Origin of the sequence: Paraburkholderia sp. RL17-337-BIB-A (assembly GCF_046025895.1) — a bacterium.
GTDB classification, from domain to species: domain Bacteria; phylum Pseudomonadota; class Gammaproteobacteria; order Burkholderiales; family Burkholderiaceae; genus Paraburkholderia; species Paraburkholderia fungorum_C.
The window spans coordinates 771,756-796,252 of sequence record NZ_JARESY010000004.1; the positions used below are offsets into that span (position 1 = coordinate 771,756).

Genomic DNA, 24,497 nt, shown 5'->3' on the forward strand with positions numbered 1-24,497 from the left:
TTGTGGGGCAAGCGAGCTTAAGCGGGGTCGCCAGACCACAAATGTTGAAGAACGCCGGCTAGCTTGCTTCCGACGATTCGTCGCTTGTGACAGGAAACAGCTTCATTGGCCGACACTGAGACTTCGATTCCGCGGACTTGAGCGTTTTGGAAGCCATGTCTGCAGGTATGCGGATTTCGCCTGCTGCGTGAAAACGCATCGGCCCACGCCTTGACGAGGTCGGCCAATTCCAGACCGTTATCCGCTGCATCGCCGACATCGGCGCGTTCCGACGTGGGCACTGACCAATGTCTGCAGATGGCCGCGAACTGCTCGTCGTCGCCGACAAAGCCCCACGCCAGTCAGCGATCTATGCTGACTGCAGCATCTACCACTGAGTTACCCCCTCCGGGGAGGTTCGCTCCGAACCGACAGGCAAAGCAACACAGCTCCTACCGTGACCAGTTCGTCTCGGTCGTCAGATGAGAGTTTCTCCCACTCGCGAGCGGCCCAGTCTGCAAGCGCGCCGCACGTACCGCGCAGTGTCTGGGTAAGTGACAGGCCTGCAGCAATCCTATCCTCAAACAGTTGCGTGACTTCCCACTCGGTCATGGTGCCCTCCCTTGGTCAGGTCGACGATAGACGAAGAGCGAACGCCCGTGGACCTACCAGACTGGGTAGGTTGCGGGCTCATGCGTCATCCCGCCTGCTTGCCGTGGAAGGCTTCCACTTGCGCATTCTCGCCGCAGAGCGTCCGCGTATGATCGAGAGGTATTTCAACATGGAGTCGCGTGCGCCTGAATGCCTGCAGTCGACCCCTTCGAGTCGTTCAGTCCACATCGACGAATGTCTCCTTGCTGTCTCACAGGAGCACATCGTGAGTGACGCGACGTGTTTCCGCCGCATCACTTAGCCAACGGCCGAACTGGGACCTTTGCTCTGCGGGCGACGCTTCTAACGTCGATCTGTTCGCTTGCGAGGGCTTTCAAGTCAAGGCCGAGTGTAGCGCCAAGTCAGCACTTAATGCAGACCTGTCGGACCTTTGTCGGATTGAACGGCGTCTGGCGAGCCGTCAAGAAACTTCCATGCGTTAGTCGGACCAAATGGACTATATATATACGACGGTCGGGGTGAATGGTCGTACGGCGCAACGGTAACAGCCGTTGATTCCGGCTCACGAGCACCGCAGTAACGTCGCACGGAAAGGTGCGGCGCCGAATGGTCGCAACCGGTCTCTTCCTCGATAGACCAGCTGGGGATACGAAGCATTAGCATCATTTCCCGGGACGACACATTCCCGACGGATCCATGCCTTCTCGATGCTCCCTGTTTGACCTCCTCGGCCACTGATTGCAGTCAACGCCACAAGGAGTGAAGTCATGAAAAAGGCAGCGAAGTGGGTAACGCACTTGCAGGCTTGCATTGCGGGCGCAGGTCGGACATCACTATTTCGACATTCGTGTTGGCGCTTCTTTTTAGGTTGCGTCTCATTGGTCGGCGGACTGCTGTTGGCCGGGAGCCCACCTCAGGCTATGTCGATCACAGGGGGCGATATCCTCGTCGTCGACACGGGCGCCAACAAACTGTTCCGGGTGGACCCGGTGACCGGCGTGCGCTCGGTCATCAGCGATTTCTCTAATCCGGCGCAGGGCCCCCTAGGTCAACAGGCCCTTACCGGCGTTGCAATCGGCCGGGGGCAGATTTTCGTCACTGATTTGTTTACTGGTATTTTCGGCGTCGATCCTCGCACCGGCAACCGCGCCCTCCTAAGCAATTTCAATCAGGGTGCCGTTCAGGGAAACCTCTACACTGGCCTGGCAGTGGATGCGTTCGGCAGGGTCGTCGCAAACCTGCAAGGGGCGCATTATGGTGTTGTCCGTGTCGCCCCCAGAACCGACACCCGCGTTATTGTCTCTGACTTCGCGAATCAGGCTCAAGGAACAGTCTTGACCTGTTGTCAGATTACGGACCTTACCCTCGGCCAGGCGGGGGCGATTCTCATCGGCACGAATCACATTACCGGCGCCGGCGGCCAGTCTGCGATCTATCGGGTCAATCCGGTCACGGGTTATCGCACGCTTCTGAGCGATTTCACCAACCCGGCACAGGGTGCCGATGTGGTCGACCTGTCCTTTTCAGTCGGTCTGGCCGTGGAGCGCTCCGGGCAGATCCTGGCTAATTCGGGCGGAAGCATATATGCGCCCAGGAATCTGCTCCTGAGGATCAACCCGATCACCGGCAATCGCACCCTCCTCAGCGATTTTGATAGCCCCCAGCAGGGAACGTTGGGCGTGTTCCTCAAGGGTCTCGCAATCGAAAAGTCGGGGACCATCATTGTCGGCGCTGGGATCGCGGGGGCCGCCGACGCAACGCAACTGTTCCGGGTGAACCCGCGGACAGGTAGACGTGTCTTGTTTAGCGACTCTACTAATCCGAGACAGGGACCAAGCTTCGGCGTGGTTACTTACATCGCAGTGGCACCAGATAACGAGGGCTTTTATGCTCTTCCGCCTGCGAATTTGTTCGACAGTCCGTTCGGCCCTACCAAGTGATGCACAGATAACGGGAGTTGTTGATGAGGGGATTCACCGCTGCCGGCCAGCCCGATTGATGCGCGGCCGGTAGCCCTGTGAGCTAGGTGATCATTACCGCTGCCTGTTCACTCCGAGCGTCTCGTTAAGGCCTCGCAACCGTCATTCAAGTCGCGTAGATGATCGTCCGCTCATGGCGTGCGCCGTGCAAAGGCGGCGCTTTCCCAGCGGGTGCAAGCCCCGCCCGGCAACCGCTCCAGCCGGAAGCAACCGGAGCAATCGTGGAGGTAACGAAGCGGTTGAAGCCTTCGGTGAAGCGTGTCACGAAATACGGTGACAGCGCGAGTGTGCAGGCCGTAACGCGAGTGAAGTGCGCCAGTACAAACTGGCAGGAGGTAGTCGATGAAAGTTCGATGCAGCGAAGGTCTAGCAAACCACGCTGACCCCGAGTCATGCGGTGGCTGTCGTGAGGCATCCATCGAAGCGTTGACAGGGGAAACCGGCAGGCCAGCCATTGAGCCGCGTAATCAGGAATTCGGGATGCCGACGGAGTTTCACTTCTCGGAAGGCAACACGGAACATGGCGTTAGATGCGAGTCATGTGACGATCCCGCGCGGTCGGAGACCCTGCGCATGTCGGGAAGCTTCCTGCACAGGAACTGGGAGATCTCATCGGCATTCGGGGCCGTTTGCCCGGATGGGGCGGGGAAGGCCACAAGCCGTACGCCCGCCGTCTACGTCGATGAGAAGTCGGATGCGTCAGTAGTACCTGAGAAGTCGTCGAACAAAGGGGTTCCCCCTGCGGAGGCGATGGAGGGAAGGGACGCAGCCAAGGGGAACACTGGAAAGCCTCCCGCGCCCCGGACACAGAGCCGGGCCGGCGCGTCGATGGGACTTGAAGGTGTACGCGAAGTCGCCCGCCGGGATCGGCGGACGAGGTTCACGGCATTGATGCACCACATCACGCCGTCGCTGCTGGTGGAGAGCTTCTACGCTTTGCGCCAGAACGCAGCGGTGGGTGTGGACGGAGTGACGTGGCGGGAATACGAGGGAGTTCTCTATACGCGGGTGCACGAGCTGCATCGGGAGATTCATACCGGTACGTATCGTGCACAGCCATCGCGGCGGGTATACATCCCCAAAGCAGATGGCAGACAGCGGCCACTGGGGATTGCTTCCCTGGAGGACAAGATCGTGCAACAGGCGGTTTCGACCGTACTAGGTGCGATCTATGAAGCGGACTTCCTTGGATTCTCATATGGGTTCCGTGTCGGGCGCGGCCAGCACGATGCGTTGGACGCGCTCTACATTGGAATCAAGACGCAAAAGGTGAACTGGATTCTCGACCTGGACATTCGGGGGTTCTTTGATGAAATCTCGCACGAATGGATGGTCAAGTTTCTGGAACACCGGATTGCGGACAAGCGGCTACTGCGGCTTATCCACAAGGGGCTGAAGGCAGGGGTGGTCGAGGACGGCCGTAGGATCGTGAGCCAACGGGGCTGCCCGCAAGGGTCTGTGCTGTCCCCAATGCTCGCGAATGTGTACCTTCACTATGTTCTCGATCTCTGGGCGCATCGCTGGCGGAAAAAGGAAGCGAATGGCCGCGTCATCGTCGTGCGGTACGCCGACGATACCGTGCTAGGTTTCCAGCACGAACACGAGGCCAGACGGTTCCTGGCTGCGGTAGAAGAGCGACTGGGCAAATTTGGGCTGGCTCTCAATGCTGAGAAAACGCGCCTGATTGAGTTCGGTCGATATGCTGCGGAGCGTCGGCGCGTGCGTCACCTTGGCAAGCCAGGGACGTTTGACTTTCTTGGCTTTACCCACTGCTGCACTCGCAGCAGGCGGGGTGCCTTCGACATCCTGCGTCTGACGGTCAAGAAGCGCATGCGCGGTACCCTGAAGGCGATACGGGAAACCCTCCTGCGTCGTCGGCATGAGCCGATAGCTGTTGTGGGGCGTTGGCTCGGACAGGTCTTGCGCGGGTACTACAACTACTTTGCGGTGCCTGGCAATATCTACCGCCTCAACGGATTTCGCGCCGAGGTGGAACGGGCCTGGTTGTGTGCCCTGCGACGACGCAGCCAGCGGCCTCGCATGCCCTGGCCGCGCTTCGCGCCGCTCATTGAGCGCTTTCTGCCCCCGTTGCGCCTTGTCCACAATCATCCGCTGGAGCGTCTTCGCGTCATGACCTAAGGCAGGAGCCGTATGCCTTAATTGGGCACGTACGGATCTGCGCGGGGGGCGGCGGGCAACCGCCGTTCCTACCGCAACCGCCGAGCAAGCCTCGAAAAGGACGATGCGCAGGCCGACCTGACTGCCATATCGGGGAAGGCTGATACGGCTGGGTGAACGAGCAGGCAGGACGCCCAGTCGCTGCGCCGGGGTAGTGGCGACAGCATGCACACAAGGGAAGCGCACGCAACACGGGAAGCCCCCTGGCGTGGTCAGGGATGACCAACCGGACGCCCGCGAGGGACAGGCCGGGCGCCTTGGGGTGACGGAGAGGCCCGTATTACCGTTGAAGCCGGTGTAATGCTGGTGGAGGAAAGGGGCCTCAGTTCAAGACAGACGCAATACGTAGTGAGGACGTGGAGATTGGGCAACCTATCAACTCCGATTCGTGTTCAGAAGCTGCAGATGGCGTTACACGCGAAAGCGAAGGCAGAAGCCGGGTACCGCTTCTACGCTCTGTACGACAAGATCTATCGTGAGGACGTGCTGGCGCATGCGTACGCTCAGTGTCGCTCGAACAAGGGCGCGCCGGGTGTCGATCGGCAAGACTTCACGGAGGTCGAGGCGTATGGGGTGCAGAAGTGGCTCGGCGAACTGGCGCTTGCGCTCAGGCAGGAGAGTTACCGGCCGGCCCCTATCAGAAGAGTGTTTATCCCGAAGGCCAATGGCAAGCTAAGGCCACTGGGCATCTCGACCTTGCGAGATCGGGTGTGCATGACAGCAGCGATGCTGGTGCTCGAACCGATCTTCGAAGCGGACCTTCCACCAGAGCAGTACGCCTACCGCCCGGGGCGCAATGCCCAGCAAGCGGTGATCGAGGTGGAGGAGCGGCTGCATAGAGGGCAAACGGACGTTGTTGACGCCGACCTGGCGGACTACTTCGGAAGCATTCCCCATGCCGATTTGATGTTGTCGCTTGCGCGACGCATCGTTGACCGGCGCGTGCTGCATCTAGTCAAGATGTGGTTGGAGTGCGCCGTTGAAGAAACCGATCACCGAGGCCGGAAGACACGTACGACCGAGGCCAAGGACCGCAGGCGAGGCATTCCGCAGGGCTCACCCATCTCACCACTATTGGCGAATATTTACATGCGCCGGTTTGTGTTGGCATGGAAGAAGCTCGGGCTTCAGCGAAGTCTTGGCAGTCGAATTGTGACCTACGCGGACGATCTAGTGATCCTGTGCAAGCGAGGCAAAGCTGAAGAGGCCCTGTCGCGACTGCGCGAGATCATGGGCAAACTGAAGCTGACGGTCAGGTTCTGTCGCAATAACGATGCCGCGTTAAAGTTCGGGATGCACAAACTTTGCTTCGGCTCACGATGAAGAAGACCGCGATACCACGAACGGCCCTTGCTACAGGCATTGCGAAGGTTTTGAAGCGGCTTCATTATCCGCTGGATGTGATGCTGCTGTGCGTGCGATGGTATGTGGCCTATTCGCTAAGTCTTCGCAATCTCGAGGAGATGATGTCTGAGCGCGCCATCGGCGTCGATCATTCGACGGTGCATCGGTGGGTGATCAAACTGCTACCGTTGTTCGCAAAGACGTTTCGCAAGCACAAACGCCCGGTGGGCACGAGCTGGCGCATGGATGAAACATATATCAAGGTCAAAGGCTCGTGGAAATACCTGTATCGCGCCGTGGACAAGGCGGGTAACACCATCGACTTTCTGTTCAGGGCCAAGCGGGACAAGGCCGCCGCGCGCCGCTTCTTCGATAAAGCCATCGCTCAGAACGGCGTACCCGAGACGGTGACCATCGACAAAAGCGGTTCCAATCTGGCGGCGCTTCATGCGGTGAACGCCGAGCGCGAGACGCCCATCAAGGTCCGGCAGGTCAAGTATTTGAACAACGTGGTGGAGCAGGACCACCGGGCCATCAAACGTCGCACTAGACCGATGCTCGGGTTCAAGGATTTTGACTGCGCGCGTGTCATTCTGAGCGGCATCGAAGTCATGCACATGATCAAAAAAGGACAGATGCAGGACTTTGGCAAAATCCAACTGTCCGCCGCGCAGCAGTTTTACTCGCTCGTTTCATAAGCAATACATAACAATTGCGTTTCCTCGTCCATCGCGCCTTACTGCGACAAAACCTATATATTCCCACCAGCGCCTCACCAGTCGTGAACTCGATGTCTTTCTCCGCATTGCCTGCGGACAATCTCTGTCCGACATCGCAAATACGCTCGGCGCAAGTGTAAAGACGATCGGCTCGCATCGGGCAAACATTCTCGAGAAGATGGAACTGCTTCACGACGTCGCCCTTGTGCGTTATGCCGTAATCCACAAGCTTATCCCGGAAGACGATCTTTGTTGAAACTCCCAGCCAGACAGCTGCGTCACGCAGCGCGCTGGCAGTGGTACTGGAGTCATCTGTGGAATTCGCGATACGCTGCAAAGCGGCGATCAACGCTGACGTGACACGTGGCCATCGGAAAAAGTCGACCCGTTATAGATAGTCCGTCCCGCTCTCATCGATACTGGTGGGACTGGCAGCTCGCTGCCAGTCAAGGCGGGACATGCACCCGTGGACTACGAATAAGTCGACCCAATTATAGATGGCCACACGCCCTAGTCGCGGCCTAACGGCTGCTTCCGAGGTGCAACCGCCGTTCCTCGCTGCGCGTCGGACAGTATGTGTTCGTCGTGGATTGAAACAGTGGGCCGAAGGCGCAATGTCGCGGCCGCGCTTGTCGTTTTCACAGCCTGCCATGTGCGGAAAGAATCTCGAGTGCCCGCGCCGCCCTATTGAACGCACATCCAATAGCCGCTTCGGCGCTGTAGTGTACGCAACGTGCGATGCGTCTCAGAGCGTGCGCGGCAGTCCGGATATCAAGGCGAACCTCGTACCGACTACTTCCTGAGCGCTGGCCCAAATGCTCGATTGCCAGCTGACAATCCGAGAAGTAGGTACCGTACAGTTGAAGGCGCAATAGTTGCACGGCCGCTTCTGCCTCTAGGGATGCGGTTCCCGGGAGCCCGAGATAGGTTATCTGCATGCCAATTCCCATCGTCAACTCCCGGTCTAAATCGCTAAATCTTGCGAACGGTGCGTAGCCGTTCGTTGGATCATCGCGCCGATCCGGTCGGGCTGGTTGACTCTGATCAACGAAATGACGGTACTGACCTGCCGGTCAGTTGTTCTTTCCCACGGTATCGCCAGGCGATGAGGTTTCATGCCGAAAGTGGTCGATACGTGGTCTGAGGAGTTCCCGCACGACGGGATGGTCGAAGCCCAGGTATCAGGTGCCCGTCCGGAATCGCGCCATCATTGATAACCATGTCCGGTGACTTACGGGGCTGCTCCGGAGTCCTGAAACGGTATGGGTTCGCCTGGTTCGGTGCGATCAAGCGTGTGGTGTACGGCGTCAACTACTGTGTCCACCGGCGCATTGACTTATCAGAATTGCAACTCGCGCTGACCTGTTGCCTCACGTAGCTTGCTATCCGCCGGATTGTCCGGCGGGAGCGGCACGAGGTTCGGAACCAGAACGGCGCGGCGCTGCTACTGGTTGACGATCTCCGACCAGCTTGCCTTCATCTGCTCGTCCTGCTGCTGGATAGCGTTGTAGCCGCATCCGGAAACCGTCAGGACGATAACAGCCAGCACACCAAAACTTCGGGTGCGCATTGAACCTCCCCTTCTTTTGATAACCTACATGGACCGCTGATGAGGGAACGCATCGACACACGTCACTTTGCGCAAGCCGGCTTATCCCTGCCCTAAACAGTATTCGCTGTGAACGTGGGTTCGTTGATCCCAGTCAAGCCCAGGAGAACTGCCCGGCGCCACGCTATCCTTGCCTATGCAGAAACGCGTTCAATCGCGTACCCGCCCTGATCTGAACTCGCCCTACACGCGTGCGTATGCTTCGCGAGGCAGCACAAAGTTGGCACGGGTGTCGCGCGACAGGTATAAGGCAACCTTAAGCAGGAGACGGCATGTGGTACGCGTGGCTCGAAACACAGCGCAACCTGATGCGGATGCTTGACACATGGATGCTGCCGGTTGCCGATGGAAACAGGCAGAAGGCGGGCGAGTCGCGATTCGCCGCGGTCGGTTACGACTGGATCTACCGCCTGATTCAACCGCCACCAGAGCCGCCCCCTTTCGGCATCCCGACAATACGAATCGGCGAACGGGACGTTCCTGTTGTCGAGCAGGTGATCGACCGCACACCCTTTTGCGCTCTACGCAAGTTCAGCGGCGCTCCGGACGTTGCGGTGCCCGTGCCGGAACGGAGCGACCCGGCTCCAGACATATTCCTCTGTACGCCGCTGGCGGCCCACCATGCGGTGATGTTGCGAGAAACGGTTGAAACGCTGCTGCAGGACGGTAACGTGTACGTCACCGACTGGGCCACCGCACGCGACGTGCCGTTGGACGCGGGCCCATTCGGGCTCGACGACTACGTGCTCGTCATCCAGCGTTTTCTGCGCGCGGCAGGAAGTGTCGCCCTGCATGTCGTTGCCGTCTGTCAGGCAACCGGTCCCGCGCTAGCGGCAACAGCGCTGTCGGCAAGTGCTGGCGAGGCGCCTCCGCGCAGCATCACGCTGATGGGTGGGCCGATCGATGCGCGTCTCGCGCCGACTCCGGTCGACAGGTTTGCTCGAACCCATAGCCTCGACTGGTTTCGCAACGTGGTGATTGACACGGTCCCGCTGCACTACCCTGGTGCCGGCCGGCGCGTCTACCCAGGGTTCATCCCAGCACGCCGCGATCGTCGCCGCCCACCCGGACCGACAATGGGCACTCGAAGCACGCTATTGGGCCAGCCAGCACTCGGGCGATGAGCGCGCGATTGCAAGTGCGCTGCAATCGGATAGACGCGATCGCGACGCCGGAAAGCAGCCGTTTCGTGCCCTTGCGTGACAGGTATTTGTGTTATTGGCGTAGAGCGCCTTCGCAAGCAAAGGTCCGCTCCGACTGACCTGCATCAATGGCTGATAGGGATTCCGGGCTAACGTGGAATGACACCCGTCCAGGGCAGCGCGGCTCCGCCGCGACCACCCCCCGGGGATACTCTAACGGAGTCCGATATGACCGACATGCCACTCCTCGCATACCAGGCCGCTCCCGTCTTGCGCCTTCACTTGCGAAGGGCGAAACACCCGCCATCATCACGCTGCCCAAGGCCGATCTGAACGGGGGCGTGCCGCTGATGACCGCGCTCGCGCATCGCGCCAGTTGCCGGGCGTTCGCGCCGACGGCATTGCCGCTCACCGTGCTGGGCGAGTTGCTCTGGGCCGCCGACGGGATCAACCGGCCGGCGGCAGGCGGCCGTACCGCACCGTCGCCGCACGCGTTCAATAAAATCGACATCTACACCGCGCTGCCCAACGGCGTGTACCGTTACGAAGCGCCGAACCACCAACTTGTCCTTAAACAGGCAATCGACGCGCGCGGACAGACTGGCTACCAGGACTTCGTCGGTGAGGCGCCGCTCGATCTCGTCTACGTGGTTCGCACATCGCGCTTACTGGCGATGCCCGCGCAACAGCGCGAGCGCTTTTCCGCTGTGACAGCCGGAGCCATTGCACAGAATGTCTCCCTGTATCGCGCGTCGGCAGGACTGGCCAGCGTGATCCGTGGCTGGATCAACGCGCGGCTGCTTGCGGATGCCCTGTCGCTCAATGAAGACGAACTGCCGATACTCGCCCAGACAGTGGGATTCAGCGCAGCCGAACGCCAGGTGTAGTGACGGCGCAGTGACGGCGGCTTACACGCGCGAAGGTATCCCGTCCAGATCCTGTGGGAACCGAACCAGAAGCACCGGAACGTCCGCGTGCCGCAAGAACGCTTCAGCAACGCTGCCCAGCAGCCACCGGCCGATGCCATGCCGGCCCTGCGTGCCCATCACCACGAGGCCGGCGCCCTGGCGTTGCACGCTACGGGCGAGGCAGTGAGGGATGTCGTCCGCTGCATTCTCTGTCTCCTCGATCTCGGTCTCGCCGGGGACGCCACGTGTGACCATCGCCCGGCGCGCCTCCTCAAGAGCAATGCGGCCGTCGTCGCGTAGCACTTTACGAAGCTGGTCGGGATCGAAATAGCCTGCGTACCGAGACATGCACCACGGATGGACGACATAAACCGCGTGAAGCCGCGCGTGCGTGAGCTGAGCAAATTTGAGCGCCTCGTACAGCGCCCATCTGGACGAGTCGCTGCCATCCAGAGCCACGACAATCTTCTGATACATGAACTGTTCCTCATAGACGTTGCAGGAAGCCCACTCGACGTCTTGATACTGCTCGTCGCTGCAGGTAACTGGATGATCGGCGCGAATGGTTGCAGTCGCCTGACCTGCGTCAAGCGATCGTATTACGTCCAGGATGGCAGTGTCTTCGGATTGAGCGAAGAGCTGCCGACGGAGCCCGCCGGCGAAGCGCAGCAGGAAAACCATAAGCCAGGTAACGTTGTGGATGGCGCCGGGCCGACTGCGAAACCTTCGCGCAAGCGCAGCACCGCGACACGCAGGCGCGAAAACGCTGACGGCGGCAACCGGGCCACCGGATGAAAGCGAGCGGTGTCGAGAGTGGCAAACCGAGAGTAATAACGGCGCCCGCATCGCGTGCGGGGGCTTTCACACTCGCAGCGAGCCGCGCAGCGTGCCGAAATCGGTGCGCGGCTGCCGCGTCACCGTCTCGGCGGCAGCGCTGAATTTAGGCCGCTCATGCAGCGCCAGGATGCGCGCCTCGACGTCACGCGGGAAGACGCTCAGGCTGGCGTTATAGCGGTCGACTGCCTCGTCGTACGCTTTTCGTGTGACGGCGATCTGCCTGTCAACCCCGCCGAGTTGCCTGGACAGCGACCTGAAGCGGGGTCTTTGTGAAAGTGCCTGTCATTGGCCGACTCGACCAGAAGACGTGATAGCACATCGCCCAATTGCCGCTGTGCAATCTCAAACCGCTGGAATGCAACCCGCTCCACCAACGCCCCCGGGGCTGTTCGGATGCAGTCCGGGTCGGCTTGCGCGGCCTGCACTGCCCCGCCAAGCGTTTCGTTTCGATTCGCCACCGGCTGTATCAGCCCGATCAGTTCCCTGGCGAGTCCAGCACGCTTCTCGTACTGCTGAAGGACCTCCTTCAGTGCGGCACTCACCTCGGCATCGTCCGCAGGCACGCAGCGAGGCAGGCAGCCACCGAGCAAAGCGACAACGGCGAGCGACATGACAGCCCATGCGATAGTTTTCCTCATCTTGACCTCGATGCGCGTCGGCTCCGCCGGCCCACCTCGCGCCCGCGAAATCCCGTCCAGCAGGCTGGTTGGAAAGTCAATCTTTGCGACTTTGAATCGGAAGCCCGCTATTCCGTGTGCATCGGCTGTATCGTCTTCTTTTCCGGCCGCTTCTTCTCGCGTTCAGTGGTTGCTGTTGCCGTTGCTACGTGCCCGGCTGCCGGTGTCGGGGGCATCGCCGGCTCTGCTGGCACGTCGCACACCAATGACCGAGTCGCAAGGCTGCCGAGCAGGCTGTCCGCGAAATGCGGTTGCCTGCCTGCGCCGACCCGCTGCGGCGGCGCCGAGTCCCGCTGAAGATAGGACACGATCGCGAGGAACTGCCGACTGTAAGATAACGCCTGGGCGAACCCCGCGGGCGCAAGCAAGGTCGGCAGACAAAGCACTTCCGGCAGATTGTCCGCGACACATGTCCGTGCAAGGGCTTCCTGAGCTTTAGCCAGTCCGAATCGGATTGCCTGCAGATTCAGCGCGGTCAGCCGCTCAAAAGCGTCGAAGCACCCGGTCGTGATGCCGAACAGTTTGTCGGAGCCATCGCTTTCCATATTGAGCCATTGCTCGGGAATGATCTGAGCCATCACACCTCCAAAGTTGAATGCCGAACCGTTTCGGTCGCCGTCTGCTAGATGCCTGGCATCACCGGATAAGGCTCGGTGTGATCCTCCACACGCTTGACGCCGGGTATGTTTTGCGCCGCCACACGAACCGCTTCGACGGCTTCCATCGAATGGAAGATGCCCCACAGATGCACGACTCCGTCGGTAACGACGATATTGCGTCCGGCGAAGCTCCACTTACGACCCGCAAGTTCGCCCATCAACATCGCACGGATCTCCCCGTCGGAGAGCGTCACATCCGTTGCCGGCTCATCTGGTACGCTCGCCAGCGCCTGCACGAGATTGGCGCGGCTCACGATGCCCACGAGCCGGCCCGCTTTCGTCACGGGCACGCGTTTGATGCGCCGCGTCTCGAGAATGCCGGCCACTTCGCCGAGCGGTGTTTCGGGCTGAACGGTCACGACGTCCGTGGTCATTACGTCGCGCACGTTCGCCGCATGGGTCTTGATGTAATCCCGTGCTTCATGGCTCGCGGACCAGAGATCGAGCCACGAGGTTCGCGCGCGCTCGTCGGTGCCGATTTCGCTGCGGCGAAGCAGATCGCCTTCGCTGATCATGCCGGCGACATGGCCGTCCGGATCCAGGACCGGCGCGCCGCTGATGCCGTTGTCGACAAAAATTCGGGCGACCTCTCGCACGGTCATGTCGGGTGTAACCGATATAACGTTGCTGGTCATGACATCAGATGCACGCATGGTAAGCCTCCTGCACAGTTAGGATCTTTCAATTCTTGGGACCGGCCCGTTTGAGCCGTCATTTTCCGGACGCTGGTCAGCCCCCGTGTGATTTGAGATTAGGCCGGCACGGCGTCCTGCTGTTTGACATGGATCATCTCGAAGGCCGTTGCGTGCACCTGTCATACGCCACGCGAGCAGTGGCTCGACTGAGGCCATCACGTCACCCCATTACCCTCGCGCAGACAGCGAACCACGGCAGCCTGATTTGCAAAAAAGCGCGTGGGTGTTGGATGATCCAAGTCAATTGCGCCGCATCCGCGAAGGAGATACTGGTCGCCACCCAATCACCATCCGGAGAAAGGCCATGGCCCAACTTATGAAAGCTGCTGTCGTTCACGAATTCGGCGCTCCGCTACGTATCGAAGAGGTCCCCGTCCCGAAGCCCGGGCGCGGACAGATTCTCGTCAACATCAAGGCATCCGGCGTATGTCACACGGATCTGCACGCGGCTGACGGCGACTGGCCGGTCAAGCCGACACTGCCCTTCATTCCCGGCCACGAAGGTGTCGGCTATGTCGCCGCAGTCGGCGAGGGCGTCACCCATGTCAAGGAAGGCGATCGCGTGGGCGTGCCGTGGCTTTACACCGCCTGCGGTCATTGCGAGCATTGCCTTGGCGGTTGGGAAACGCTGTGCCAGGAGCAGCAGAATACGGGCTACTCGGTCAACGGTGCCTACGCCGAGTACGTGCTGGCCGACCCGAACTACGTCGGCCATCTGCCGTCGGCTGTCGCGTTCGAAGATATCGCTCCGATCCTCTGCGCGGGCGTGACAGTGTACAAAGGTATTCGCATGACGGACACACGGCCGGGTCAATGGATTACGATTTCGGGGATCGGCGGCCTGGGCCACGTCGCGGTTCAATACGCTATTGCGATGGGCCTGCGCGTGGTCGCGGTCGACATTTCCGACGGTAAGCTTGCGCTCGCCCGCGAGCTCGGCGCAGCGCTCACGTTCAACGCTTCGGAATGCGACGCCGCGGCGGCGATCCAGAAAGAGATCGGCGGAACGCACGGCGTACTTGTCACCGCCGTATCGCGCAGCGCTTTCGCTCAGGCGCTGGGCATGGTGCGCCGTGGCGGCACCATCGCACTGAATGGACTGCCGCCAGGTGACTTCCCGCTGCCGATCTTCTCAACCGTGCTCAACGGCATCACCGTGCGCGGTTCCATTGTCGGTACACGCAAGGACTTGCAGGAATCACTCGAATTCGCCGCGCAAGGCCAAGTCCGCGCTCGCATTCATCTCGATCGGCTCGACAATATCAATCATGTTCTCGCCGAACTGAAGAGCGGGAACGTCGATGGCCGCATTGTGCTGAAGATCGACTGAGCGGCAAAATTGACGAAAGACGCGGCGCGAGCGCCTGACCGTTCGCGCCTGACGCCCTCGCATGACCTCTCTGTTAACGGTTGAACGTGAAAAGAGAGACGCGCGAAGTGATAGATAAGGAGGGGGTGACAGAAATCACTCCGGCTTAATAGAACATCCGTGTGGCGGAACCGACAACGTGTTCGACATCTTGAGCCTCACCCATTCCATACCTTCGCGCAAACCCGCCAGGACGGCTTCGCGCTCTGTCGGAAAAATACTGCTGTGCGTGAACTCGTGTTTGAAGATTCCCTCTGGCGTGTGATGGCTGAGCTGGATCGAGCAGTCGAAGCCGCCCGCTGTGCGATGTGTGGTTGCGGCGACTGACCAGTCGCCGTCGCCCACGCTACCCGAAATCGTCATGAGTCGCTCCCTTTTGATGCGTGGTCAACGAGCCGCGCGGCGGGCGCCGCATCCGCGGCGTCGCCCCTGCCGCAGCAAGCGCGCGTACCTATCCCACCGTCAGATTATCGACGACTGCATATACGCCCGGCGCGGACCATGCCGCTCCGCGTGCAGCCGATCGTTCGGCAGCGGAATCAACCTTCCCCGTGAGGGTAACAGTGCCCTCATGCACTTTGATCTCGATGTGCTTCGCTTCACGATCGGCGTGGCGTTGGAGCGCCTGACTGATCTGCTCGCCGATATCCTGCGCAGCAGCGTCCCCGCCGATGCGAATCAGGTTCGATACGCCCGTCACGCCGCGCATATGCGAAACCGTGCGGGTGGCGACATGGCTCTGATAGGCCCGGTCGACTTCGCCGCGCAACGTCACCCAGCCTTTTTCGACCTGCACCTTGACGGCCTCTTCACTCAACGCGACGGTCCAGCGCAGGATCGTGCGAACGGCGTTGGCGATGTCTTCATCGGTTCGCACGTCCGTATGCATCAGGCGGATATCCATTTCCACCACGACGGCCTTGACGCCTGCCACGCGCTGCGCCGCTTTCTCCGCAGCCAGTTTCTCGGCGTAGCTGGTCGGATGCCCGGACAGCGTGACGACGCGCTCACGCACTTCGACGCCGATGTCCGTGCTGTCGACGGCCGGGTCCCACGCCAATTCGTCTTCGACCTGCCGCTTCAATTCCATGTCCGACTTCATTGCCTGCTCCTTGATGGCATGCAAGGGATTGCAGCCGCGCCGGAACGTGCAGCCGTGCGCCCGGCGCGGCCCCGATCAATTGATCGGCAGGCGTTTGCGCTCGGACGCCGCTTTCTTGGGCAGCGTCAACGAGAGCACGCCGTCCTTGTACTGCGCGGCCGCGGCGGCTTCGTCGATCTCGCTCGCGAGCGAAAACGACCGGCTGACAGCGCCCGAATAACACTCGCGCCGAATTACCCGTTCGCCGTCTTTCAGTTCCTTTTGACGCTCGACCCTCGCACTGATCGATACGAGGTTGCCGTCGATTTTCACGTCAATATCGTTCTTCTCGACGCCCGGCAATTCGGCTTTCACCGTGTACCCGGTATCGCTTTCCGTCACATCGACCTTGATATCGGCCAGCGGCGCGTCGCCACCCGCGCCGCCACGCAGCGGACGAAATAAGCCCTGGAACAGCTCCGACATGGGTTCGAGCGGAAACGGGTCAAAACGAGTCAAGTTGCTCATCGTGTCACTCCTGAAATCATCCATGGACGTCATGGATACTGGATGGGTTGAATGGTACGGCCGTGTGGATCACCGGCGTACCGGCTTTCTTTCCTGACAGCTCGTGGGTCGAGTCTTCTCGAGCGCTAGGACACCTTGATGATGACTTTCAGCGCATGCGTCTCGGCCGCGCGGCCGAAGGTGTCGTAAGCGCCTGCGACATCTTCGAGTTGGAAGCGGTGCGTGATCAGCCGCGCGGGGTCGATGCGGCCCGAGCGAACGGTTTTGAGCAGCATCGGCGTGCTCACGGTATCGACGAGGCGCGTCGTGATCGCAATGTTGCGATCCCACAGTTTCTCGAGGTGCAGATCGGCTTTCACGCCGTGCACACCCACATTCGCGATCACGCCGCCCGGCGCAATAAGCGCCTCGCACAACTCGAACGTGACCGCTATGCCGACCGCCTCGATCGCGCAATCGACGCCCGTCTGTTCCGTCAGCTTCGTCACGGCGGCGACCGGATCAGCGTGGCCGTTATCGATACACGCTGTGGCACCGAAGCGGCTCGCGACTTCAAGACGGTTCGGATCGTGGTCGATCACGATGATCTGCGCCGGCGAATAGAACTGCGCGGTCAGCAGCGCGGCGAGACCGATCGGCCCGACCCCGACAATCGCCACCGTGCTGCCGGGCTGAACCTTGCCGTTCAGCACACCGCATTCGAAGCCGGTCGGCAGGATGTCCGAGAGCATCACGAGCGCTTCTTCATCGGCGCCGGAGGGGATCGGATACAGGCTCGTCTCGGCGTGCGGAATGCGCACGAACTCGGCCTGGGTGCCGTCGATCCTGTTGCCGAGAATCCAGCCGCCGGTGGTGCAATGCGAATACATGCCGCGCCGACAGTAGTCGCATTTGCCACACGACGAAATGCACGAAATAAGCACCCTGTCGCCTCGTTTGAACGCCGACACCGCAGCGCCGACCTCCTGCACGATGCCAACCCCCTCATGGCCGAGAATGCGTCCTGGCTCACAGGTCGGCACATCGCCTTTCAGAATGTGCAGATCGGTGCCACAAATCGTGGTGCCCGTCATCTTGACTATCGCATCGCCTGGTGCGGCCAGCTTTGGAATGGGCCGTTCATCAAGCGATTTCTTGTCCGGACCGTGATACACGAGCGCTTTCATAGGTGCTGCCTCCGTTGATCGAACCGAGCCTGCTGTACGACTCACTCTAGGCTGGCTCACGCGGCGCCAATTGACATGAGTCAAGCGATGCGTATCGGCGGCCGCGCAGCGAAATGGATGACCTCGGTCAATTTCCGCCGACCGCGCACGCCTATGCTGGACGTGCCCTCAATGTTTGCGGAGCCGATCATGGCCGATCACTTCTCTTTGCCACCTCACCGGCCGCTACATGCCAGACAACGCGAGCATCTCGTGCAACGAGGCTCGCGCGCCATCGACCGGGCCTTGCAACGGCCCTGCGCGTACCGTCATCCCGCAGGCCGCATACGCCGGATCGAAACGCATATCTCGGTGGTCTACCTGGCTGGCCGCTACGCCTACAAGCTCAAGAAACCCGTCAATCCTGGCTTCGTCGATTTCACGCGACCTGCTGTGCGGCGGCGCGCGTGCGAAGACGAAGTCCGGCTGAACCGCCGCCTTGCGCGCGAGCTGTATTGCGGTGTCGAAACGATCGTGCGGAAAGGCCGTGTGTACAGGTTCGACCGGCAAGGGCGTGTAGTCGAACACGCGGTCAGGATGCGGCGCTTTGAAGAGCGCGAAGTATTCGGGGCACTGCTCGCGCGCGGCGCACTCGGCTTTGCGGAGATAGATGCGCTGGCAGAACGCCTCGCCGGATTTCACCGCTGCGCGGCGCGCGCCGCACCAGGCGGTAACTTCGGTTCGGCGTCCGCTGTGCGCGGGCAAATGCGAACCGTGCTGGACTCGTTCGAACGGGCGACCGGCACACCTGTGCCGGGCACGCTTCGTCGCTGGTGTGACGCCGAAGGCACGCGCCTTGCGGGACATTTCGAAGCGCGTCGCGCCGGTGGCTTCGTGCGCGAATGCCACGGCGACCTGCACCTCGCGAACGTGGTGCGGCGCGGCAAGCGCGTGCTCATGTTCGATTGCATCGAGTTCAGCGATACCTTGCGATGGATCGACGTGGCAAGCGATCTGAGCTTCCTGCTCATGAACCTGCAGGCGCACGATCGGGACGACCTCGCCGCCCGGTTACTGAACGGCTGGCTGCAACGGACGGGCGACTTCGCCGCGTTACCGGCGGTTCGTTACTACATGGTTTATCGCGCACTGGTGCGTGCTCTGGTGGTGGCGTTAAAAGCGCGCAGTTGCCCGACCGGCGACGGAATCGAACAGACGAACCGCTATCTGCAACTCGCTGAACGCATGATTGCGAAGCCGCGTCCTTATCTATTGCTATGCCACGGCTATTCCGGTTCGGGCAAATCGGTGGCGAGCGAGGCGCTCGTCAGTCTGATCGGTGCGATCCGCGTGTCCAGCGACATCGAACGCAATCGCCCATGCCCGTTTGCGCCGGCCGATACGCGACCCTTGCCTCGCGCCACCTATTCGACGCACGCGATCGATCGCCACTACGGCACGCTGCTGGCGCTCACGCGGCAGGCGCTCAGCGCGGGCTACCCGGTGCTGGTCGACGCCACGTTTCTGAAGCGCGAGCACCGGTCGAGCTTTGCGGCGTTGGGAAATGCACTGTCGGTTCCTGTCATCGTGCTGGATTTTCACGCGCGGACCTGCCTGCTTGCGGAACGCGTCGGCAAGCGCGCCGCGCAGGCGCATGCGGAGTCGGACGCCGGACCGGCGGTTCTGGTCAGGCAATTGGCGAATGAGGAACCACTCAGCGTAGAGGAGATGGGCGACACCGTGTATTTCGATACCGAAGTGCCGCTCGGCGCCTTTGCGCATATCGGGTACTGGCAAGCGTTGCTGGAACGGCTGGACGCGCTGGAAAGGCAAAATAGGGCGATGCCGGAGGTGGCCCACGCGTGAGACAGGCCGCGTCACGATTCGCGACGCGGCCCGCAGTGGTGGCCCTGAGGAGCGAAAACCTGATTGGAGATCGATTGAAGACGCGGCCTGGCTGCCCCGCCCCCCTCCTTCAGCCCATGTGCATGCCGCCATTGATAGCGATGTTCGCGCCTGTGACGAAGCCCGCGTCGTCAGAACAGAGAAATGCGATCAGAGCAGCGACTTCGTCAGGGTGACCCAGGCGGCCCACCGGAATCTGCGGCAGGATCCTCGCTTCCATCACGTCCTTCGGTACGGCGGCGGTCATGGCGGTCGCGAGGTAGCCTGGCGATACGGTATTGACCGTCACGCCGTGTTTCGCGACTTCCAGCGCCAGTGACATGGTAAAGCCGTGAATCCCGGCCTTCGCCGCCGCGTAATTGGTCTGCCCGAACGCGCCGCGCGCGCCGTTCACCGAGCCGATATTGACGACGCGCCCAAAACCCTGCGCAACCATTGCGCCGAGTAACGGCTTGGTCATATTGAACAGCGCGTCGAGATCGGTGCGCAGCACCGCATCCCAGTCGTCCTTGTTCATTTTGGCAAAGGTCGAATCGCGCGTGATGCCGGCATTGTTGATCAGAACGTCGACCGAACCAAATTCGTTCAGGACGCGCTCGGCACAGTGTGCGCATGAGTCGAAACTGGTCACGTCCGCTTCGTAGGCGTGAAAACGGCGGCCGGCGTCGAGTTCGTGCATCAGCCAGGTGGCGACGTGATCGTTACGTTCCGAGTGCGACATGGCGACCACCATGCCTGCGTCATGGAGGCGCCGGCTGATGGCGGCGCCGAGTCCGCCCATGCCGCCGGTGATGAAGGCAACGCGTTTAGCCGACATGCCGGTCTCCTTGTGCCGCGCGGCTGCGTGCCGCCGTAGGAGGCGCTGCCGAATTCATGTCCGGTCCGAACTCCGCGCGGCCGTCCGGCGCGTCTCTGACTGTTTGCTCGAAACGCTGCATCCATTCCTGCAGCGGCATCGTCGTGGAAGTCATGCCGGCGCCCGTCTGCCATTCTCCCCTCCACGCCGCTTGCCATCTGGCGAACGCGTCGCGCATGCCGTCGATGCAGGCGTTTTGCTGCTTGACCGCTGAAACCAGACCCTGTTGCCAGAGATTGGTGGTCGCCGCCAAATACTCGCGCAGCATCTCCAACTCACAGGCTTGCTGGCGGCCTTCGCGCCAGACACTCAGCATGCATAGTTCAAGTCCCAGATTCGCGCGATACAGATCGAGCGGGCTGGTAGATTCAGTTGCCATGATGGTCCTCCGGTGGTTTCGGGGTGGCACGCGAGCGCGCCCGCGATTTTCACTGCCGTTGATCGCGAGGCAGCAGTCTGTCCAATGTAGGCGGTGTCGTCGGAGGCCCGTTGACCTGTATCAAGCGTGCGTCTGAACAGACCTCGCGTGCGCCCTACCTCGCCTGGACTGCGCTCAGCCTTCGGCTGCGGTCTCCCGAACCAGAAGTACAGGACATGGCGAATGGCGCACGAAGCGCTCGGCGACGCTGCCAAGCACCATGCGTCGCATGCCGCGCCGTCCATGGGTGCCCATCACCACGAGATCCACGCCACGCCGATCGACACAGCGCGCGATACAACTTGCGATGTCCTCGGCGATGCCTTGGGTCTCGAGAATTTCTGTATCGCCTGCCACGCCGAGCGCTTGCATTTTCGCGAGTGCGTCGTCCAGCAGGCTGCGTCCGACCTGGCGCGCGGCGTCGGTCAGCAGATGGGGATCGCACGCGCCAGCGTAGGTGAACGCCGCCGACTGATCGAGGACATACAACGCCGTCAGTCTGCCGCGTGCCAGTTTGGCCACGCGAATCGCTTCGTTGAGCGCCCGTTTCGACCCTTCACTGCCGTCCATGGCCACCAGAATGTTTGCGTACATGATTTCCTCCTCGTAACAGATTGCAAAAGAACCGGGGCAGCCTCGGTGCCGACGCGGGATGATCAGGAGCGAGTGCGCGCCGGACTCCGTTCGAGCTGCTGCTCAGCGGAATCGAATGCGGCCCGTACCGCCGCGTTTGCATCGATGTCCAGACAGTGCCCGATCGGGACGAGCTCGCCATTGCGCATGATCAGATCAAGCCGGGCGTCGAACAGCGGGCTGCGCTTGTATTCGGCCGGCACGTCGGCCCCGAAACGCTCGCGCGCGGCGCGAATGGATTCAATCGCCAGATGGCAGCCAGAAATGTATTTGCTGAAACGTTCCAGACGCACCAGTTGCGAAGCCGCCTCGGCTTCGATCTGCGACGTCCCGGCAAAACCGAAATAGACGATTTGCATGCCGACTCCCATATTCCTTCTCCCAAGCGTGCAGCGTTTTCGCGCGGGCTCCGCAACGATGTCGCGCCACCGCAGTGGCGCCGCTAGTGCGGCAAGATACGGCTGCGGGATGATTGGATGATCGGCTCGAACGGCCCGGACCACTTGACTTGCATCAAGACATCAAGCTGATGTCCGCCCACAATTGCCTGACTGATCAAGGTGGCATGGCAGCGAGTTGAATCCTGCGTTGGCCACTGCCTTGAGGCGCTACCCTGGTATAAGCATTGGGGAGGGACGACATGGCGGCGCATCGGTTCGATCTATGCCGCGCATGGCCGGAGGCGATTCGCGTAGGCGGGATACGGGACGGACAGCGCGGACCGATCGGCGTCTGCGCTCCGAAGTCCGCAAACATAATTGGAGGCTGTCATGCTGTTAAGTGCAAGAAGGCAATCGGAGCTGCGCGATTTGCTGACGCGCCGGGAAACGGCGTTGCGTTCGGCGCTGGCTCGCGACGGAGTGAAAAATGACGATCAGTCGTACGCGGAGCTCGCCACGCCGGTTGGCGATGAAGGCGAGCGCGCCTATGCCGAGCAGGTTCTGGATGAGCGGTTGGCGATGTCTGGCCATCTGGCAAGCGAGCTCGAAGCGATCGCTCGCGCGCATAGGCGGCTGCAGGCGGGTACGTACGGAATCTGCGTCGACTGCGACGAAAACATACCGCTCGCGCGACTGCTCGTCTGCCCCGCCGCGACGCGCTGCGAAGCATGCCAGGCTAGCCACGAGCATGCGCTTCGCCGCTAGTTCCGGCGCGGTGGGTCGTTTGAACCATGCATCGATGATCCGCGAATCCGATGCTCCCTCGAACCACATTCCAGAGCGCGCCCTGTGCGCGGATGCTAACCTTTCGGCAAACGGCGTGCAACGTGGGTCGGGAGGTAACGGTGGATTTCAACTGGAACGATGCAAAGCGCAAGGCTGGCTCGGCAAATGACTCCGAGGTCCCGCTGGAGGACCGCTATCAATTGCTGATCGATGCGGTCCAGGACTATGCGATTTTCATGCTGGATCCAGCCGGCCGCGTGGCGAGCTGGAATAGCGGCGCACGCAAAATCAAGGGCTATTCCACCGACGAAATCATCGGCCGTCATTTTTCTCTTTTCTATACGCCTGAAGACGTCGCCTCCGACAAGCCTGGGCGTGAACTCGCCCTTGCCGCCGCCCGTGGCCGAGCGGAAGATCAGGGCTGGCGCGTGCGCCGGGACGGTTCACGCTTCTGGGCGGATGTCACGATCACCGCGGTGCACGATCCGTCCGGCGAGCTGCTCGGCTTCGCCAAGGTCACACGCGATATGACCGAGCGCATGCGGCTGGCCGAACTCGAACACAGCAGCGAATTGGCGGCGCAGATTCAGAGTACGCGCGAGGATGAACAGAAGCGCATCGCTCGCGAATTGCACGACGATCTCGGCCAGCAACTGACGGCTCTCAAAATGGGCATCGCCGCGCTGGAAGCACAACTGGCGGCGAGCCACACCAGCCCTGCCGCGCTAGCCACAACGAGCGAACTGCAACGGCAGATCGACGCCATGATGGCATCGCTGCGGCGCCTCGCGGCTAATCTACGACCACCGATGCTGGACGACCTCGGTCTCGCCGCCGCTCTCGAGTGGCTTGCCGATGATTTCACACATCGCTACGACTTCGAGACCATCGTCGAAGCCGACCTCGACGCGGCGCATTTCACGCCGTCCGCCTCAACCGCGATTTTCCGCATCGTGCAGGAAGCGCTGACCAACGTCGTGAAGCATGCCAAGGCAAGTCACGTGCTGATTGCGATATCGACCAGCGTCGGCACCTGCACCGTACGTATTGAAGACGACGGCCGTGGCACGGAGCTCGACGATAAGCGCAGGCCACGCTCATTCGGTTTGCTCGGCATGCGCGAGCGCGCGCGCCAGCTGGGCGGTTCCGTTCGGATAGACAGCACACCCGGCGCCGGCTTCCGGATTGCCGTTCATATCCCCCTCAACGCGATCCAGGCAGGCGATCAGGTTCGGTAGCCCCTTCGTCGAGGTGCGCCGGGGTGCCGATGCGGCCCACCTCCCTTCGCAGCGCCGCGATTTCCGCCTGCAAGGTCTTGATGTCACGATGCATTTCACGGCGCAGCAGGCGCTCTTCCTGTTCGATGAAGATCGCCGCAATGCTCGCGAATACCAGCGACAGCAGGCCGTAGCCAAGCAATACCACGAAGGCCGCAAACACGCGCGACGCCGGCGTGGTCGGCGCCATGTCGCCGAAGCCGACCGTCGCGCTACTTTCGAATGCCAGCCAGACGCCCTCGGCATAGCTGTGCACGCTCGGCTCGAGCCAGTAAAAGCCGCCCCCCGCCGACGCCAGCAGGACCGCAGCGGTTCCTAACAGCAGAAGTAAGCGATTGGGCGAGAAAAACGCACGCAGCGACACGGCGATGCGGGCCGCCACCAGTCCCACGAACAGAATGCGCAGCACCCATTCGAGCGACGACCACGTGGACACGCCCCACGCGACGCTGGCCGCTGCGCCCATCGCGATCAACAGGTCGTAGCGGTTTCGCACGAGAAACCGCCTGGGTTTGCGGCTCAGATGCGCCATCCAGGCGAGCGAAACGGCGAACCCTGCCGACATACAGGCATAGAGCGCCCTGCCCGCCGGATGGAGCAGCGGCGAATCGACCGCCAGTTCAAAGTAGAAAGCGGGAATGGCGAGCAGGCTGAATCCGAACAGAAGCCACTGGAGCCAGCGCCATGCACGTACCGCACGCGCGTTGTCATGGGGATCGACACCACCGAGGCCCGCAATGCGAAAACTCTCTTTCATTTCGCCACCGCATTCGAGGTTAGG

The 24,497-nt window shown here is 61.4% G+C and carries 24 protein-coding genes and 2 pseudogenes; 11 read left to right on the plus strand and 15 right to left on the minus strand.

Annotated elements, in window-relative coordinates; translation table 11 throughout:
• The first annotated feature begins 1,358 nt into the window (after positions 1-1,358).
• The 5 genes from P0D84_RS48525 (at position 1,359) to P0D84_RS48545 (ending at position 7,067) form a co-directional block, all read left to right on the plus strand.
• Complete coding sequence (locus P0D84_RS48525; protein ID WP_408351655.1) at positions 1,359-2,531, plus strand: NHL repeat-containing protein; 1,173 nt, start codon at positions 1,359-1,361, stop codon at positions 2,529-2,531.
• 867 nt (positions 2,532-3,398) lie between these two features.
• Positions 3,399-4,709, plus strand: coding sequence for a group II intron reverse transcriptase/maturase (ltrA, locus tag P0D84_RS48530; protein WP_408340808.1), 1,311 nt, complete (start codon positions 3,399-3,401; stop codon positions 4,707-4,709).
• Positions 4,710-5,111: 402 nt separating this feature from the next.
• Positions 5,112-6,071 (plus strand): reverse transcriptase domain-containing protein, encoded by a 960-nt coding sequence (locus P0D84_RS48535; protein WP_408351658.1) that lies wholly within the window; start codon positions 5,112-5,114, stop codon positions 6,069-6,071.
• Positions 6,068-6,790, plus strand: a complete 723-nt coding sequence (locus P0D84_RS48540; protein WP_408351661.1) for an IS6 family transposase — start codon at positions 6,068-6,070, stop codon at positions 6,788-6,790. The genes P0D84_RS48535 and P0D84_RS48540 overlap by 4 nt, the downstream gene beginning before the upstream one ends.
• On the plus strand, positions 6,738-7,067 hold the full coding sequence (locus P0D84_RS48545; RefSeq protein WP_408351664.1) for a response regulator transcription factor: 330 nt from the start codon (positions 6,738-6,740) through the stop codon (positions 7,065-7,067). The genes P0D84_RS48540 and P0D84_RS48545 overlap by 53 nt, the downstream gene beginning before the upstream one ends.
• Positions 7,068-8,258: 1,191 nt before the next feature.
• Here P0D84_RS48545 and P0D84_RS48550 read toward each other — a convergent pair.
• Positions 8,259-8,381: pseudogene (locus P0D84_RS48550) on the minus strand (LemA family protein); the annotation flags it as partial.
• 311 nt (positions 8,382-8,692) lie between these two features.
• Here P0D84_RS48550 and P0D84_RS48555 point away from each other — a divergent pair.
• Complete coding sequence (locus P0D84_RS48555) at positions 8,693-9,544, plus strand: hypothetical protein (RefSeq protein ID WP_408351667.1); 852 nt, start codon at positions 8,693-8,695, stop codon at positions 9,542-9,544.
• A 246-nt stretch (positions 9,545-9,790) separates the two neighbouring features.
• Positions 9,791-10,449: pseudogene (locus tag P0D84_RS48560) on the plus strand (nitroreductase family protein).
• 21 nt (positions 10,450-10,470) lie between these two features.
• Here the strand turns inward: P0D84_RS48560 and P0D84_RS48565 are convergent.
• From P0D84_RS48565 to P0D84_RS48585, 5 genes are all read right to left on the minus strand, one after another.
• Positions 10,471-11,151 (minus strand): universal stress protein, encoded by a 681-nt coding sequence (locus tag P0D84_RS48565; RefSeq protein ID WP_408351669.1) that lies wholly within the window; start codon positions 11,149-11,151, stop codon positions 10,471-10,473.
• A 180-nt stretch (positions 11,152-11,331) separates the two neighbouring features.
• A complete protein-coding gene (locus tag P0D84_RS48570; RefSeq protein ID WP_408351973.1) occupies positions 11,332-11,556 on the minus strand; it encodes a LemA family protein in 225 nt (74 codons plus the stop codon).
• Positions 11,466-11,945, minus strand: a complete 480-nt coding sequence (locus tag P0D84_RS48575; protein WP_408351672.1) for a hypothetical protein — start codon at positions 11,943-11,945, stop codon at positions 11,466-11,468. Before P0D84_RS48575 ends, P0D84_RS48570 begins: the two co-directional genes overlap by 91 nt.
• A gap of 107 nt (positions 11,946-12,052) precedes the next feature.
• Positions 12,053-12,562, minus strand: a complete 510-nt coding sequence (gene phaP / locus P0D84_RS48580; RefSeq protein WP_408351675.1) for a TIGR01841 family phasin — start codon at positions 12,560-12,562, stop codon at positions 12,053-12,055.
• Between the two features lie 44 nt (positions 12,563-12,606).
• Positions 12,607-13,296 carry a CBS domain-containing protein gene (locus P0D84_RS48585; RefSeq protein WP_408351678.1) on the minus strand — a complete coding sequence of 230 codons (690 nt, stop codon included), beginning with the start codon at positions 13,294-13,296 and terminating at the stop codon, positions 12,607-12,609.
• A 346-nt stretch (positions 13,297-13,642) separates the two neighbouring features.
• Here P0D84_RS48585 and adhP point away from each other — a divergent pair, with 346 nt between their 5' ends.
• On the plus strand, positions 13,643-14,668 hold the full coding sequence (adhP, locus tag P0D84_RS48590; RefSeq protein ID WP_408351680.1) for an alcohol dehydrogenase AdhP: 1,026 nt from the start codon (positions 13,643-13,645) through the stop codon (positions 14,666-14,668).
• Positions 14,669-14,803: 135 nt separating this feature from the next.
• Here the strand turns inward: adhP and P0D84_RS48595 are convergent, their stop codons facing one another.
• From P0D84_RS48595 to P0D84_RS48610, 4 genes are all read right to left on the minus strand, one after another.
• Positions 14,804-15,070, minus strand: a complete 267-nt coding sequence (locus P0D84_RS48595) for a UDP-glucose 4-epimerase (protein ID WP_408351683.1) — start codon at positions 15,068-15,070, stop codon at positions 14,804-14,806.
• Between the two features lie 88 nt (positions 15,071-15,158).
• Positions 15,159-15,809, minus strand: a complete 651-nt coding sequence (locus tag P0D84_RS48600) for a BON domain-containing protein (protein WP_408351686.1) — start codon at positions 15,807-15,809, stop codon at positions 15,159-15,161.
• Between the two features lie 75 nt (positions 15,810-15,884).
• A complete protein-coding gene (locus P0D84_RS48605; RefSeq protein WP_408351689.1) occupies positions 15,885-16,316 on the minus strand; it encodes an Hsp20/alpha crystallin family protein in 432 nt (143 codons plus the stop codon).
• A 125-nt stretch (positions 16,317-16,441) separates the two neighbouring features.
• Positions 16,442-17,482, minus strand: coding sequence for a zinc-dependent alcohol dehydrogenase family protein (locus P0D84_RS48610; protein WP_408351692.1), 1,041 nt, complete (start codon positions 17,480-17,482; stop codon positions 16,442-16,444).
• A gap of 75 nt (positions 17,483-17,557) precedes the next feature.
• On the opposite strand from P0D84_RS48610, the gene P0D84_RS48615 reads away from it, so the two are divergent.
• Positions 17,558-19,327: a bifunctional aminoglycoside phosphotransferase/ATP-binding protein gene (locus P0D84_RS48615; protein ID WP_408351695.1), complete on the plus strand. Its 1,770-nt coding sequence runs from the start codon at positions 17,558-17,560 to the stop codon at positions 19,325-19,327.
• A 109-nt stretch (positions 19,328-19,436) separates the two neighbouring features.
• Here the strand turns inward: P0D84_RS48615 and P0D84_RS48620 are convergent, their stop codons facing one another.
• From P0D84_RS48620 to P0D84_RS48635, 4 genes are all read right to left on the minus strand, one after another.
• Positions 19,437-20,183, minus strand: coding sequence for a beta-ketoacyl-ACP reductase (locus P0D84_RS48620; protein ID WP_408351698.1), 747 nt, complete (start codon positions 20,181-20,183; stop codon positions 19,437-19,439).
• Positions 20,173-20,601 (minus strand): hypothetical protein, encoded by a 429-nt coding sequence (locus P0D84_RS48625; RefSeq protein WP_408351701.1) that lies wholly within the window; start codon positions 20,599-20,601, stop codon positions 20,173-20,175. Before P0D84_RS48625 ends, P0D84_RS48620 begins: the two co-directional genes overlap by 11 nt.
• A 174-nt stretch (positions 20,602-20,775) precedes the next feature.
• Entirely contained in the window at positions 20,776-21,234 is a 459-nt protein-coding gene (locus P0D84_RS48630) for a universal stress protein (RefSeq protein ID WP_408351704.1), read from the minus strand.
• A 62-nt stretch (positions 21,235-21,296) separates the two neighbouring features.
• Positions 21,297-21,632: a hypothetical protein gene (locus P0D84_RS48635; RefSeq protein ID WP_408351707.1), complete on the minus strand. Its 336-nt coding sequence runs from the start codon at positions 21,630-21,632 to the stop codon at positions 21,297-21,299.
• 411 nt (positions 21,633-22,043) lie between these two features.
• On the opposite strand from P0D84_RS48635, the gene P0D84_RS48640 reads away from it, so the two are divergent.
• Positions 22,044-22,418, plus strand: coding sequence for a TraR/DksA family transcriptional regulator (locus P0D84_RS48640; RefSeq protein WP_408351710.1), 375 nt, complete (start codon positions 22,044-22,046; stop codon positions 22,416-22,418).
• Between the two features lie 140 nt (positions 22,419-22,558).
• Entirely contained in the window at positions 22,559-23,677 is a 1,119-nt protein-coding gene (locus tag P0D84_RS48645; protein ID WP_408351713.1) for a PAS domain-containing sensor histidine kinase, read from the plus strand.
• On the opposite strand, the gene P0D84_RS48650 is transcribed toward P0D84_RS48645, so the two are convergent.
• Positions 23,643-24,473 carry a potassium channel family protein gene (locus tag P0D84_RS48650; RefSeq protein WP_408351717.1) on the minus strand — a complete coding sequence of 277 codons (831 nt, stop codon included), beginning with the start codon at positions 24,471-24,473 and terminating at the stop codon, positions 23,643-23,645. The two genes, P0D84_RS48645 and P0D84_RS48650, sit on opposite strands and share 35 nt — an antisense overlap.
• Positions 24,474-24,497 lie beyond the last annotated feature (24 nt).